This window comes from Streptomyces sp. NPDC047869 (assembly GCF_040704065.1).
Lineage (GTDB): Bacteria > Actinomycetota > Actinomycetes > Streptomycetales > Streptomycetaceae > Streptomyces.
This window is the reverse complement of the sequence record NZ_JBEYRK010000005.1, coordinates 261,996-275,213: the sequence shown is the minus strand read 5'-3', so window position 1 is coordinate 275,213 and position 13,218 is coordinate 261,996. Positions and strand designations below refer to the sequence as shown.

At 70.8% G+C, this 13,218-nt stretch carries 13 protein-coding genes and 1 pseudogene; 10 read left to right on the top strand and 4 right to left on the bottom strand.

All coding sequences use genetic code 11. The features are described from left to right. Nucleotides 1-28: 28 nt before the first annotated feature. From AB0924_RS09855 to AB0924_RS09845, 3 genes are all read left to right on the top strand, one after another. Nucleotides 29-1,390: an FtsW/RodA/SpoVE family cell cycle protein gene (locus AB0924_RS09855; protein ID WP_366911085.1), complete on the top strand. Its 1,362-nt coding sequence runs from the start codon at nt 29-31 to the stop codon at nt 1,388-1,390. Between the two features lie 79 nt (nt 1,391-1,469). Next, the gene (locus AB0924_RS09850) at nt 1,470-2,927 is read left to right on the top strand and encodes a penicillin-binding transpeptidase domain-containing protein (protein ID WP_366911123.1); all 1,458 of its coding nucleotides are present in this window, start codon (nt 1,470-1,472) and stop codon (nt 2,925-2,927) included. A gap of 44 nt (nt 2,928-2,971) precedes the next feature. Next, nucleotides 2,972-3,457: a DUF3291 domain-containing protein gene (locus AB0924_RS09845; RefSeq protein ID WP_366911084.1), complete on the top strand. Its 486-nt coding sequence runs from the start codon at nt 2,972-2,974 to the stop codon at nt 3,455-3,457. On the opposite strand, the gene AB0924_RS09840 is transcribed toward AB0924_RS09845, so the two are convergent. Continuing rightward, complete coding sequence (locus tag AB0924_RS09840) at nt 3,441-4,310, bottom strand: hypothetical protein (RefSeq protein ID WP_366911122.1); 870 nt, start codon at nt 4,308-4,310, stop codon at nt 3,441-3,443. The genes AB0924_RS09845 and AB0924_RS09840 overlap by 17 nt on opposite strands. A gap of 36 nt (nt 4,311-4,346) precedes the next feature. Continuing rightward, nucleotides 4,347-5,456: a ferritin-like domain-containing protein gene (locus AB0924_RS09835; RefSeq protein WP_358939628.1), complete on the bottom strand. Its 1,110-nt coding sequence runs from the start codon at nt 5,454-5,456 to the stop codon at nt 4,347-4,349. Nucleotides 5,457-5,577: 121 nt separating this feature from the next. On the opposite strand from AB0924_RS09835, the gene AB0924_RS09830 reads away from it, so the two are divergent. The 7 genes and pseudogenes from AB0924_RS09830 to AB0924_RS09800 all read left to right on the top strand — a co-directional run bounded on the left by AB0924_RS09830 (nt 5,578) and on the right by AB0924_RS09800 (nt 10,657). Next, entirely contained in the window at nt 5,578-6,516 is a 939-nt protein-coding gene (locus AB0924_RS09830) for a diiron oxygenase (protein WP_358939630.1), read from the top strand. A gap of 110 nt (nt 6,517-6,626) precedes the next feature. Further along, nucleotides 6,627-7,280: a TetR/AcrR family transcriptional regulator gene (locus tag AB0924_RS09825; protein WP_366911082.1), complete on the top strand. Its 654-nt coding sequence runs from the start codon at nt 6,627-6,629 to the stop codon at nt 7,278-7,280. A gap of 11 nt (nt 7,281-7,291) precedes the next feature. Next, entirely contained in the window at nt 7,292-7,594 is a 303-nt protein-coding gene (locus AB0924_RS09820) for a hypothetical protein (RefSeq protein ID WP_358939634.1), read from the top strand. Between the two features lie 111 nt (nt 7,595-7,705). Beyond that, nucleotides 7,706-8,764 (top strand): NlpC/P60 family protein, encoded by a 1,059-nt coding sequence (locus tag AB0924_RS09815; protein WP_366911081.1) that lies wholly within the window; start codon nt 7,706-7,708, stop codon nt 8,762-8,764. 203 nt (nt 8,765-8,967) lie between these two features. Continuing rightward, on the top strand, nt 8,968-9,177 hold the full coding sequence (locus AB0924_RS09810) for a hypothetical protein (protein WP_366911080.1): 210 nt from the start codon (nt 8,968-8,970) through the stop codon (nt 9,175-9,177). A 277-nt stretch (nt 9,178-9,454) separates the two neighbouring features. Next, a pseudogene (locus tag AB0924_RS09805) lies at nt 9,455-9,949 on the top strand (UTRA domain-containing protein); the annotation flags it as partial. Nucleotides 9,950-10,417: 468 nt separating this feature from the next. Further along, the gene (locus AB0924_RS09800; RefSeq protein ID WP_358927615.1) at nt 10,418-10,657 is read left to right on the top strand and encodes a hypothetical protein; all 240 of its coding nucleotides are present in this window, start codon (nt 10,418-10,420) and stop codon (nt 10,655-10,657) included. Between the two features lie 447 nt (nt 10,658-11,104). Here the strand turns inward: AB0924_RS09800 and AB0924_RS09795 are convergent, their stop codons facing one another. Next, nucleotides 11,105-11,647, bottom strand: a complete 543-nt coding sequence (locus AB0924_RS09795) for a DUF4262 domain-containing protein (protein WP_366911079.1) — start codon at nt 11,645-11,647, stop codon at nt 11,105-11,107. Between the two features lie 294 nt (nt 11,648-11,941). Further along, nucleotides 11,942-13,195: a styrene monooxygenase/indole monooxygenase family protein gene (locus AB0924_RS09790; protein WP_358927613.1), complete on the bottom strand. Its 1,254-nt coding sequence runs from the start codon at nt 13,193-13,195 to the stop codon at nt 11,942-11,944. Between the last annotated feature and the right edge of the window lie 23 nt (nt 13,196-13,218).

Sequence of the window (13,218 nt, the reverse complement as noted above, 5' to 3'; positions counted from 1 at the left end):
GACTGTCCTGTTTGGGTAAGTTCCGGACATGACTGAGGCCGGAACCGCCGTGGCCGAGCCGCGGGCCCCCGCGCACGGCCCACGCCTGCCCCGGCGCCGTGGCGTCGAGCTCGCGCTGATCGTGCTGGCCGTCCTGCTGTCCGTGTACGGCTACTGCGCGGTCGGTCTGGCCAGGAGCGGCAGGGTTCCGCCGGGGGCCGCCGGCTACGGTGCCGGGCTCGGGGTGCTCGCCCTGTTCGCGCACTTCGTGGTCCGCAAGCGGGCGCCGTACGCCGATCCGCTGCCGCTGCCCATCGGTGTCCTGCTCAACGGGCTCGGCCTGGTGCTGATCTACCGGCTGGACCTGGAGACCCCGGGCGACCGGGCGGCGCCGGCCCAGCTGGTGTGGTCGACGCTCGGGGTGGGGCTGTTCATCCTCGTGGTGCTGATGCTGCGCGACCACCGGGTGCTGCAGCGCTACTCCTACGTGTGCGTGGTCGCCGCCCTCGTCGCGCTGCTGCTGCCGATCCTGTTCCCCGCGGTGAACGGCGCGCGCATCTGGATCAGGATCGGCGGATTCTCCATCCAGCCGGGCGAGTTCGCGAAGGTGCTGCTCGCGGTGTTCTTCGCCGCCTATCTGGCCGCTAACCGCAACGCGCTCGCCTACACGGGCCGGCGGCTGTGGCGGCTGCAGTTCCCGACCGGGCGGGTGCTCGGCCCGATCGTGGCGATCTGGCTGCTGAGCGTCGGCGTGCTGATCCTGGAGCGGGACCTCGGTACGTCGCTGCTCTTCTTCGGTCTGTTCGTCGTCCTGCTGTACGTCGCCACCGGCCGCACCGGCTGGATCGCGGTGGGCCTGCTGCTCGCCGTGCTCGGCGCGGTCGCCGTGGGCCGGCTCGAACCGCATGTGGGCGGCCGGATCGAGGACTGGCTGCACCCGTTCGCCACCATCGAGGCCGGGCAGGGCCCCAACCAGCTCTCCCAGTCCCTGTTCGCCTTCGCCGCGGGCGGGGTCCTCGGCACCGGGCTGGGGCTCGGCCACTCCGTGCTCATCGGCTTCGCCGTCAAGTCGGACTTCATCCTGGCGACGGCCGGGGAGGAGCTGGGCCTCGCCGGCCTCACCGCTGTCTTCCTGCTGTACGCCCTGCTCGTGGAGCGCGGATTCCGGGCCGGTCTCGCCCTGCGCGAGCCGTTCGGGCGGCTCCTCGCGGTCGGGCTGGCCTCGATCCTGGCGCTCCAGGTGTTCGTGATCGCGGGCGGGGTCACCGGGCTGATCCCGCTGACCGGCATGGCGATGCCGTTCCTCGCGCAGGGCGGCTCCTCGGTCGTCACCAACTGGGCGATCGTGGCGCTGCTGATCCGGGTCAGCGACTCGGCCCGCAGCCAGTACGACGGGCAGGAGGCGTCGTGAGCGAGTACGGCGCGCGGACCCCGGTGACCGGACTCGACGGACAGGAGGCGTCGTGAGCGAGTACGGCGGCGGGCCGGCCATGACCCGGTACATCCGGCACGCCTCCGCGTTCTGCGCCCTGCTGCTGGCGGCGCTGCTGGTCAACGCCGCCCGGGTGCAGGTGTTCCAGGCCGGTGCCTACGAGTCCAACTGGGCCAACCGCCGTGCCACCATCGCCCGTTACCAGCAGCCGCGCGGTGACATCCTGGTCGGCGGCGAGCCGGTCACCGGGTCCACGGACACCGGTGAACAGCTGCGCTACGAACGCACTTACCGGGACGGCCCGTTGTACGCCCCGGTCACCGGGCACGCCTCGCAGCTCTACGGCACCACGTTCCTGGAGGACGCGGAGGACGGGGTGCTCTCCGGCGCCGACCCGATGCTGGCGCCGCTGCCGCTGTGGAACGACGTGACGCGGGACACCGGTCCGGGCGGCAACGTCGTCACCACCCTCGACCGGAACGCCCAGCGGGCCGCGTACGACGGGCTGCACGGGCGCAAGGGCGCGGTCGCCGCGATCGAGCCGGCCACGGGCCGCGTCCTGGCGCTGGTGTCGACGCCGTCGTACGACCCCGCCGAGCTGTCCGGCAACAGCGAGGCGGCGGCCTCGGCGTGGGCCCGGCTCAACCACGACCCGGAGAAGCCGATGCTCAACCGGGCGGTGCGGCAGACCTATCCGCCGGGGTCGACGTTCAAGGTGGTCACCGCGGCGGCGGCGCTGGACGCCGGGGTGGTCCGGGACCTGGACGCGCTCACCCGCTCCCCCGACCCCTACCGGCTGCCCGGCACCAGGACCCGGCTGACCAACGAGGGCGACGGCTGTAAGGACGCCTCGTTGCGGGAGGCGTTCAAGTGGTCGTGCAACACGGTGTTCGCCAAGCTGGGCGTGGACGTCGGAGTGCCGGGCATGTCGGCCACGGCGCAGGCGTTCGGCTTCAACGACACCCGGCTGCGCGTCCCCTTCGCCGTCTCCCCCAGCACCTTCGACACGCGTGTGGACAGGGCGCAGCTGGCGCTGTCCTCGATCGGCCAGTACAACACCCGGGCGACTCCGCTGCAGATGGCGATGGTGGCGGCGGCCGTCGCCAACGGCGGCCGGCTGCGGACGCCGTATCTGGTGGAGTCGACCACCCGCCGGGGCGGTGAGACGCTCACGGGCGGCGGGATGCGGCCGGACCGGCAGGTGATGCGCCCGTCGACGGCCGCGCGACTGAAGGAGCTGATGACCGACGTGGTCCGGGCGGGCACCGGCACCAACGCGGCCATTCCCGGCGCCACGGTGGGCGGCAAGACCGGCACCGCCCAGCACGGCCTCGGTAACGCCGGTGTGCCGTACGCCTGGTTCGTCTCCTGGGCGCAGGGCGACGACGACCTGGAGCCGAAGGTGGCGGTCGCGGTGGTGGTCGAGAACGCGTCGGCGGACCGGGGCGAGATCAGCGGCGGCGGGGACGCGGCTCCGATCGCGAAGGACGTGATGCGGGCGGTTCTCGGCCTGTGAGACGGGGGTACCGGGAGCGTCACCGGCCGACCTAACGTCCGGTCATGACGGATTCGGAGCCCGTGCACCACCTCGCCCAGGTGAACATCGCTCGCCTCAAGTACCCGCTCGACTCGCCCCAGTTGAAGGACTTCGTCGACGGCCTCGATCCGGTGAACGCGGTGGCGGACGCCTCGGACGGCTTCGTCTGGCGGCTGCAGAGCGACTCCGGCAACGCCACCGACATCGCCTTCCTCGGCGACGCCTGGCTGATCGTCAACATGTCCGTGTGGCGGGACGTCGACGCGCTCACCGCGTTCATGTACCGGGGACGGCACCGGGAGTTGCTGGCCCGGCGCCGGGAGTGGTTCGAGCGTCCCGAGGACGCGGTGACCGCCCTGTGGTGGGTGCCGGCGGGGCACCGGCCCGAGGTCGCCGAGGCGGAGGAGCGGCTGCTGCATCTGAGGGCGCACGGCCCGACGCCGTACGCCTTCACGCTGCGGACCTCGTTCCCCGCTCAGGAGGGGGTGGCGGTCAGCCGATCGACTTGATCATCTCGGAGCGGATCTTCAGGGTGTTGCGCGCCGCGGTGTCGAGGTCGATGTCGGCGGAGTCCTTCCGCTGCAGGTCGACCTCACCCACCACGGCCGCCGTGTTGCCGTCCGCCCAGGTGCAGACCGGGTAGGTGATCGTGACCAGGGCCTGCTTCTGGGTGAGCACCTCGCAGGAGACGGTGACGTCCGCGCCCGCCGGGGTGACGTCCCGCGCGGGCTCGGCGACCGTCACGCCGTCGGCCTCGCCGGCGCCCTTGAGCATGCCGCCGCGGACGTCCGCCTCGTTCTTGAACCGGCCGTACATGCCGGAGACCAGCAGCATGCCCTTTGTGTCGTCGCCGCCCGGGCTGTAGCGGCCGACCACGGCATGGATGTCCTTGGCGTCCCAGGCGCCGTCGGCCTCGTCCTCGACCTTCTGCCCCTCGGTGTCGGAGAGGTCCTCGGCGAGTCGGTACTTCTCGTCCAGCAGCTCGTGGGGCAGGGCCAGTTCGTTCTCGGCGGCGGGGAAGCCGCTCTCGAGCACCGCCCCGACGCCGACGGAGCCGAGCACGACCAGACCGATGACCCCACCCACGATGGCGAGCGCCAGACCGGGCCCGCGCTTCTTCGGGGGCGGACCCATCGGCGGCACGCCCCAGCCGGGGTACGGCTGCTGGGGGTGGGGCTGCGGCGGGTACGGCTGCGCTTGCGGGTACGGGGAGCCGTACGGGCCCGGGGCCGGGGCCGGGGCCGGGGCCGGGGCCGGGGCCGGCGGAGTCTGCGGGCCGTAGGGCCCCGGGGGCCGCTGACCGTAGGGCCCGGGTGGCTGCTGGCCGTACGGGTACTGCGGCTGCTGAGGGGGCGGAGGCATGGACACGCCAGAACGGTACTGCACCTGAGACGGGGCTCAGGCCTCGGCCGCCCCCGACTCGATCGCCTCCCCCACCTCGGCGACCCGTTCCCGTTCCTCCGCGGCGAAGCGCTCCGCGTCCAGCCGCTCGGCGATCTCCTCGTCCTGCGCCATCAGCAGGTCCAGGCTCGAGTCGCCCATCTCGAGAACGCCCATGTCGACATAGGCCCGCTGGAGCCGGACGCCCCACAGGCCGATGTCCTTCACACAGGGCACGATGCGGCTGAACAGCAGCTTGCGGAAGAGCCGGAGGAACTCGGAGTCCTCGCTGATCCGCTCGGCCTCCGGGCGCGGGATGCCGAAGTTCTCCAGCACCTCGACGCCGCGGAGCCGGTCCCGCATGAGGTAGCAGCCCTCGATGACGAACTCCTCGCGTTCGCGCAGTTCGGCGTCGGTGAGCTGCTTGTAGTAGTCCCGCAGGGCCATGCGGCCGAAGGCCACGTGCCGGGCCTCGTCCTGCATGACGTAGGCGAGGATCTGCTTGGGCAGCGGCTTGTCCGTGGTGTCCCGGATCATGCCGAAGGCGGCGAGCGCCAGCCCCTCGATCAGGACCTGCATGCCGAGGTAGGGCATGTCCCAGCGGCTGTCGCGGAGGGTGTCGCCGAGCAGTGCCTGGAGGTTGTCGTTGATCGGGTAGAGCATCCCGATCTTCTCGTGCAGGAAGCGGCCGTAGATCTCGGCGTGCCGGGCCTCGTCCATGGTCTGGGTCGCCGAGTAGAACTTGGCGTCCATGTCGGGCACCGACTCGACGATGCGCGCCGCGCAGATCATCGCGCCCTGCTCGCCGTGCAGGAACTGGCTGAACTGCCAGGAGGTGTAGTGCTTGCGCAGTTCGCCCTTGTCCCGGTCGGTGAGCTTGGCCCAGTAAGGGGTGCCGTAGAGCGACATCGCCTCGTCGGGGGTGCCGAGCGGGTCGTACGGATCCACCTCCAGCTCCCAGTCGATGCGCCGCTGCCCGTCCCACTGCTTGTCCTTGCCCTTCTGGTACAGGGCGAGCAGGCGGTCACGGCCCTCGTCGTACTCCCAGCTGAACCTGGCCGCCCCGCTCGCGGGCACCTGCCAGGGGGAGTCTCCCGGCTCGTCGGTGTACAGGTCATGCGTCGGCATACTTCGCAGGCTCACACGTAGACGCCGAGTCAACAAGTCATGCGCAGGGGATTGACGGGCTTGCTGACAGGCAGTCTCATAAGAAGCGGAACGTACCCCCGGGTAACGAGGTGAGGGAGCCATGACGACCCTGACGGAAGCGGACGCGCTGGACGGACTGCGCGACGCGCTCGGCCTGCTCAAAGACCGTGAACAGGTGGCCGAACGGCTGCTCGTCTCTTCCGCCAAGCACTCCTTCGACCCGGACAAGGAGCTGGACTGGGACGCGCCCTTCGAGGAGGGCAAGTGGTTCTGGCCGCCGGAGCTCGTCTCGCTCTACGGCACGCCGATGTGGGAGCGGATGAGCGAGGAGCAGCGGATCCTGCTCTCCCAGCACGAGGCCGCGGCGCTCGCCTCGCTCGGCATCTGGTTCGAGCTGATCCTGATGCAGCTCCTCGTCCGGCACGTCTACGACAAGGCGGCGACGAGCGCGCACGTGCGGTACGCCCTCACCGAGATCGAGGACGAGTGCCGGCACTCGAAGATGTTCGCGCGGCTGATCTCGCACGGCGGCACCCCCTGGTACCCGGTGAGCCGGGTCCACCAGAACCTGGGCCGGCTGTTCAAGACCATCTCCACCACGCCCGGCTCCTTCACGGCCACACTGCTCGGCGAGGAGGTGCTGGACTGGATGCAGCGGCTGACCTTCCCGGACGAGCGGGTGCAGCCGTTGATCCGGGGCGTCACGCGCATCCACGTGGTGGAGGAGGCCCGGCATGTGCGGTACGCGCGTGAGGAGCTGAGGCGCCAGATGCTGACGGCGCCGAAGTGGTCGCAGGAGTTCACCCGGGTCACGTCCGGCGAGTTCGCCCGGGTGTTCTCGGTGGCGTTCATCAACCCCGAGGTCTACACGAACGTGGGACTGGACAAGCGGGAGGCGATGGCGCAGGTGAAGGCGAGCGGCCACCGCCGGGAGGTCATGCAGACCGGCGCCAAGCGGCTCACCGACTTCCTCGACGACATCGGCGTGCTGCGGGGCGTGGGCCGCCGGCTGTGGAAGTCCTCGGGGCTGCTGGCCTAGGCGGGAACAGAGCGCGGGGGCGGGCCCGACCCGTCGCGCGCGGGGTGCGGGCACGGCCGGGTGTGGCCGTGCCTGCGCGGCTTCTTCACGGTCCGATTACGCTGCTTGGCATGACCCCGCAGGCCGCCACCCCCGCCTACCGTCGTCTCAGTGTCGAGGAACGGCGCAGCCAGCTCCTCGACGCCGCTCTCTCGCTCTTCGCACACCGTGCGCCGGAGGACGTGTCGCTGGACGACGTGGCCGAGGCGGCCGGGGTCTCCCGTCCGCTGGTGTACCGGTACTTCCCCGGCGGCAAGCAGCAGCTCTACGAGGCCGCGCTCAGGTCGGCCGGCGAGGAGCTCCAGCAGTGCTTCGACGAGCCCCGGCTCGGTCCCCTGCTGCCCCGCCTGTCCCGCGCGCTCGACCGCTATCTGGCCTTCGTCGACCAGCACGACACCGGCTTCAGCGCGCTGCTGCAGGGTGGCAGCGTGGTGGAGACCTCCCGTACGACGGCCATCGTGGACGGCGTACGGCGGGCCGCTGCCGAGCACATCTACAGCCACCTCGGTGTCTCCGCGCCGGGGCCGCGCCTGCGCATGACGGTCCGGACGTGGATCACGGCGGTGGAGGCCGCGTCGCTGATCTGGCTGGACGAGGACAAGCAGCCGCCCGTCGAGGAGTTGCGCGACTGGCTGGTCGAGCAGTTCCTGGCCGTCCTGACGGTGACCGCCGGGCGTGATCCGCAGACGGCGGACGTGGTCGGCGCGCTCGCCGAGGAAGGCTGAGGGCCGGACCGGTGAAGAGTGAGGACACCCCGTTCGAGGGCGGGCCCCTGGACGGGCGCGTGCTGCCGGTGCTGCTGGGCCTGACCGGCCATCCCCCGAAGACGTACAGCGTGCCGGTGCCGGACGCGGGCGGCGGCCCGCCCACCGTGCACGTCTACCGGCGCGTGCCGAGGGGGCACAGCAAGCGGCTCGGTCTGGTGCGGGGCTGGAAGTACCGGTACGACCCGGAGGGCGGGCCCGGTGAGCGGCTCAGATGGCCCTGGTCCAAGCCGGACAGCGCGCCGTCCCGCGAGCCGGGTGACCCGACCGGGTGAGAGCGTTGGGCCGTCTCGCCCACAATCGGCACACAAGCCCATGAACACGTCTGAATATCACCGTGCGGATACGGACGGAGGGGCCGTCCGCCCCGCACCGGAGGTGATGACGTGCCGGCAGTACTCCTACGCCTGGCCTGCGCGGCCGCGGTGGCGGCCCAGGCCGTCCTCGCGCCCGTACCCGCGGCGGCCGAGCCCGCACCGCCGCGGTCCGTCTCCCAACTGCTGACGGACCTTCAGCGGCTGTACCGGCAGACCGAGGAGGCCACCGAGTCCTACAAGGCGACCGCGGAGCGGCTGAAGCGGCAGCGTGCCGAGGTGACCCGCCTCGACGGCGAACTGGCCCGCGCCCGGCTCGCGCTCGAGGGCGGCAGGAGCGACGCCGGGCGCCTGGCCCGGCAGCAGTACCAGAACAGCAGCGACCTCTCCCCCTACGTCCGTCTGCTGCTCGCCCGCGACCCGCAGCACGCGCTGGACGAGGGCCATGTCATCGGCCGGCTCGCCCACGAGCGCGCCGAGACCGTGGCCCGGCTCACCGGTGCCGAGCGGAAGCGGGACGCGCTCGCCAGGGCGGCCCGCAAGGCCCTGGACGAGCAGCTCACCCTCACCGGGAAGCAGCGGAAACAGCGCGACGACGTCACGGCCGGACTCGGCGACATCGAGCGGCTCCTCGCCCGACTGACCCCGCAACAGCTCGCCGCGGTGGCGGCGCTGGAGCGGACCGGGGCCGCCGAGGCCCAGCAGCGGCTCACGGCCTCCGGTGCCCTCGGCGACGACAAGCCCCCGTCCGGCGAGGGCGACCGGGCCGTCCGCTACGCCCTGTCCCAGGTCGGCAAGCCGTACCAGTGGGGAGCGCAGGGCCCGGCGTCGTACGACTGCTCGGGGCTCACCTCGCAGGCGTGGGACTACGCCGGCACCCCGATCCCGCGCACCAGCCAGGAGCAGTGGGCCCGGCTGCCGAAGGTCCCGCTGAACGGGCTGCGCCCCGGTGACCTGGTCGTCTACTTCCCCGGGGCGACCCATGTGGCGTTGTACGTCGGGGGCGGCCGGGTGGTGCAGGCACCGAGGCCCGGGCGGCGGATCGAGGTCTCGCCGCTGGCGTCCGCCCCCGTCCTCGGCGCCGTACGTCCGGACGGCCCCCTGCGGGGTCGGGCGACCGAGGCCGGGTAGGCCCACGCCTGCCGGTGGCCATGGGTCGATCACCGCATGGAGCGGCCCACGGCCTGGACGACCAGGGCCTGTCCGGGGCGCGTCACCGACCCCGCACCCGACTGCACTATCACCCGAATGGCCCAACGTGACGCGCCACCCATATGGGTGAAGATCAAGCTGGTTAGTGCCCCAACCGAGGCAATCCGTGAAAGGCGAACCAAATGCGCATTCGACGAATCCTCGCCGCCGTCACCGCCACGGCAGCCCTCGCCGGACTCGGCCTCACAGGCGCTGCCACCGCCACCGCGGCCACCGCACAGGGTGCCCCATCCGTCGTCAGCCCTTCTGAGTGCAAGCAGGGCGGCGGGATGCCCGATCTGACGGACAACGTCTGCAAGGGCGGTACGCACAACGGGGAGCAGGTCGACTGAGCCCCGCAAGGCGCCCCGCGGCCACGCGCCGCGGGGCGCCGACGTGCCCGTCAGGCTCCCGCGACCGAGGCCAGGTACGCGTTCGTCTTCTCCGGCTCGGAGAAGCAAGCCCACGGCCCTGCGGTGCTTCCACCAGCGGTTTCGTCCCGACTGGTCACCGTGCACGGGGCCGTGGGCCGTCCGTGGGCCGTCAGACGGTACGTCGGGCCCTGGCATAGACCGTCGCGATTGCCGTACGGGTTCGCTCCTGGCTACTCGGCATGAGGTGCGCGTAGATGCCGAGGCCCGCAAGGGCGCCGGCGTCTTCGTTCGCGCGTTCCGGCCTCTTCGACGCCGAGGCATCCAGCGCCTTGCCCAGCAGCAGTGGGGCAGCGGCCGTTCCATCTGGTCGGCGGACATCGAGAACCGTGCGCTAGAGGTGGACCAAGTCAGCGTGTCCCAGGAGGCCGCGCCCGATCACGTAAGCGCGGTCCTAGAGCTGGGCGACGAACACACGGTGTGCGTGAGGCGTCGGCGCTTCGTTCTGGATGGGAAGCCCGTCATGTTCGCGACGAGCTACTTGCCCACGTCACTGGTCGCGGGGTCAGCGATCACGCAGGAGGACACCGGGCCAGGCGGAACGTACGCCAGGCTTGCCGAGCTGGGCTACAAGCCCGTGCACTTCCGCGAGGAGATCCGCTCGCGCATGCCTGCGAAGGGCGAGGCTTCTCAGCTGAGCGTATCCGCGGGCACACCCGTCATCCTCATTTGCCGCACCGCGTTCGCGGACGAGGCACCCGTCGTCGCTTCGCTCCTCCGGGCGGGCGCGGGCGGCCGGCGGCGCCCGCGCTCATGTCTCTGCCCCGCTCGGCACCGCCGGCCGCCCGCTCCCGCCCAAGAGGACAGGCACCCAGTGCATGAGGTCAGAACACGTCGTGGCTGGGGCGGTCGCCTCCGCGACTTCAGCCAGCCACTTTGGCGCGAGCCTCGAAGATCATGGCCCCACATCGGGCACTAACGGGCAGGTCCACAAGCCTGCCCGATCCGCGGGCCAGCGTAAGGGGCCATGATCACTCGCGCCAAAGCAGCTCCCGGCCAAAGTCGCTACGCCGACCTAGGTGTGCTGTCCGGCGGGTCGCCCCACCGACCCCGCATCCGACAGCTATGTCACCCGAACGGCCCAACGTGACGTGCCACCCACATGGATGAACATCAAGCTGATTAGTGCCCCAATCAAGGCAATCCGTGAAAGGGGAACCGAATGCGCATTCGACGTATCCTCGCCGCTGGCATCGCCACGGCAGCCCTCGCCGGACTCGGCCTCACAGGTGCCGCCACCGCCACCGCCGCCAACCTCACCCCAAGTCAGGGCGCCGTCAATGCCCTCACCCCGGGTGAGTGCATCGACGGCGGCGGAACGGTCGATTGGACCCCCAACCCGGCCAACCCCGGCACCGGGACGTGCAGGGGCGGCACGGGCAACGGGCAGGCAGTCGACTGAACGCCACTAGGCGCTAGGAACGCTCCGCAGCCACGCGCTGCGGGGCGTTCCTGCGCGAGCGTAGCCGTGGAGAGTCGCAGGGACCGTGCCGACCCGTCGGGCACGCTAAGTGGCCAACAGCCGTCCAGTCGTCCTTGTCTCAGCCCTCCCGCTCGGGGCCGTCTCTGGGCCGTGCGGGGGTGCTCAACGACGACCAACGCTGACAACCACCGACAGCTAAGCCGCAGGTCGCAGCGTTGATCGACTGCACGGCCGCAGGTCAGAGACCCGGCCCTTCACTTCTTCGGCTACTGATCGCATCCAACCGCGCTTGACTCGCCCATTGAAACTCCAGCCCAAAGCCGTTCCACCAACCTTGACCGCTTCGCGCGGTAGGTTTCAGCCCATCGCTGACGGGCTGGAGGTAGTTGTGGCTGATGACCTCGTGTTGGAGTCACTCCACCGACCTCACGTGATTTCGGTCCACGGGCCGGTGGTCTCGTCTTTTGCAATCCATAGCAGTGGTTGCCCCGTGCGACAGCGCTCGTCTGCTCCCTCTTCCCAAGGGAACCGCCCGGCCTTGTCCGGCCAGAACAGCTGCATGATCGGCAATGGCGGGGTCTGGTAGAAGTCGATGCCGGCGCCGAAGAAGTCGTGGTACCAGCTGGGATGCACGGGCCGGACGGCCACGTCGTAGCCGTTGAGGACGTCACCCCGGCGCTGGTCGGGCTCAAGTGGGTTGCCGTCCCGTATTGCTGCCCCAGCGGCGTTCGCCACGCGCATCGCGGTCTGCGACGGCAGGCCGAACACGCTTACCTCGGGACTGCGCAGTGTGTGCCAGAGACCGATGGAGTAACCCCAATCGCCAGGGGCATCATCGCCGGCCACGCCCATGACATGCCAGCCGAAGTCCACCACGTTCTTGGCTACGCGGCTGTCGCGCTCCTCCGACACGGGGCCGCCCCATTCCGTCGGGGCGCACAGGAGGCAGAAGCAAGGGGCGTCGTCCATTCAAGGAGAATAGGCATGCTCGCGCACTGGCCGTCGTCGGGGGTGGCTGTACAGCAGCGCAGTACAGCAACCGTCGCGACCAGCCCCGACAACTACCGGCCCTGAGCACCCGTCCGACATGCCCGGGAAACGTCAGCAACCATCGTGCCCATAGTTCGCATCGAGGGGCTGAACGCCAGTAACGTCAGCGGCCCCGGAGAGGTATCTCCGGGGCCGTCTGTGGGCCGTGCGAGGGCGGCCGACGTCGACCAACAACGACAGACGACGACGGCCGGAGCCCAGGTCAGAGGCCCGTCAGGCTCCGGCGACCGAGGCCAGGTAGGCGTTCGTCTTCTCCGGCTCGTAGAAGAAGTTCTCGAAGTCGGCCGGGTCGTTGAAGGCGTTGGCGAACCGGTCGGCGACGGGCTGGAGCTGGCCGGCCGCGCCGATGAGGTTCAGAATGTGCTCCGGCGGCGGCGCCAGCATGGCGTTCGTCCACTTGGTGACGTGCTGGGCCGTGGCCCAGTACCGGTCGAAGGTGGCCCGCATCCAGTCCTCGTCGAACGGCTTGTCGCCCTGTTCGAGGATCGAGGCGAGGTACGCGGCGGCGCACTTGGACGCGGAGTTGGACCCCTGGCCGGTGATCGGGTCGTTGGCCACGACCACGTCGGCGACGCCGAGGACCAGTCCGCCCGAGGGGAGGCGCCCGATGGGGTTGCGCACGGTCGGGGCGTAGCGGCCGGCGAGGGTGCCGCCCGCGTCCGTCAGCTCGGCCTTCGTCGCGCGCGCGTACTCCCAGGGCGTGAACTTCTCCATGAGCTCCAGGGTCAGGGAGAGGTGCTCGGCCGGGTCCTTGACGCCGTTGAAGACGTCCAGCGGGCCGCCGGGGATGCCCTCCCAGAACAGGATGTCGGCGCGGCCCGAGGTGGTGTACGTCGGCATGATGAACAGCTCGCCGACCCCGGGGACCAGGTTGCAGCGGACCGCGTCGAAGTCCGGGTGCTCCGGGCGCGGGCCGAGTCCGTGCACGTAGGCCACCGCGAGGGCGCGCTGCGGCTCGCTGTACGGGGAGCGCTCGGGGTCACGGGCGAACATCGACACCAGCTCGCCCTTGCCGGCGGAGACCAGCACGAGGTCGTAGGCGCGGGAGAAGTAGTCGAGGTCGCCGACGGCCGCGCCGTGGATGACGAGCTGGCCGCCGCGCTGGGCGAAGGTCTCCATCCAGCCGGCCATCTTCACCCGCTGGTCGACGGACTGCGCGTACCCGTTCAGCTTGCCCACCCAGTCGATCGCGCGCTGGGAGGGACCCGGGTCGAAGGAGCCCGGGGCCGCGACCGAGACGCCGAGGCCCTCGATCTTCGGGGCCTGGGACTCCCAGAAGTTGAGCTGGAGGTCGCGCTCGTGTCCCAGGGCCGTGTCGAACATGCACTGCGTCGACATGACCCGGCCGGAGCGGATCTCGTCCGCGGTCCGGTTCGACATCAGGGTGACCTCGTAGCCGTGCGACTGCAGGCCGAGGGCGAGCTGGAGTCCGGACTGGCCGGCTCCGACGACGAGTATCTTCCGCATGCGGGTGGTGCTCCTAGGTCGGG

Bases quoted from the DNA above. Each gene is read 5' to 3' on its own strand.
- AB0924_RS09840 (WP_366911122.1), bottom strand. From the start codon at position 4,310: ATGCCTCCGCCCCCTCAGCAGCCGCAGTACCCGTACGGCCAGCAGCCA.
- AB0924_RS09800 (WP_358927615.1), top strand. From the start codon at position 10,418: ATGCGCATTCGACGTATCCTCGCCGCTGGCATCGCCACGGCAGCCCTC.
- AB0924_RS09825 (WP_366911082.1), top strand. From the start codon at position 6,627: ATGACCCCGCAGGCCGCCACCCCCGCCTACCGTCGTCTCAGTGTCGAG.
- AB0924_RS09810 (WP_366911080.1), top strand. From the start codon at position 8,968: ATGCGCATTCGACGAATCCTCGCCGCCGTCACCGCCACGGCAGCCCTC.
- AB0924_RS09790 (WP_358927613.1), bottom strand. From the start codon at position 13,195: ATGCGGAAGATACTCGTCGTCGGAGCCGGCCAGTCCGGACTCCAGCTC.
- AB0924_RS09855 (WP_366911085.1), top strand. From the start codon at position 29: ATGACTGAGGCCGGAACCGCCGTGGCCGAGCCGCGGGCCCCCGCGCAC.
- AB0924_RS09830 (WP_358939630.1), top strand. From the start codon at position 5,578: ATGACGACCCTGACGGAAGCGGACGCGCTGGACGGACTGCGCGACGCG.
- AB0924_RS09795 (WP_366911079.1), bottom strand. From the start codon at position 11,647: ATGGACGACGCCCCTTGCTTCTGCCTCCTGTGCGCCCCGACGGAATGG.
- AB0924_RS09835 (WP_358939628.1), bottom strand. From the start codon at position 5,456: ATGCCGACGCATGACCTGTACACCGACGAGCCGGGAGACTCCCCCTGG.
- AB0924_RS09850 (WP_366911123.1), top strand. From the start codon at position 1,470: ATGACCCGGTACATCCGGCACGCCTCCGCGTTCTGCGCCCTGCTGCTG.
- AB0924_RS09845 (WP_366911084.1), top strand. From the start codon at position 2,972: ATGACGGATTCGGAGCCCGTGCACCACCTCGCCCAGGTGAACATCGCT.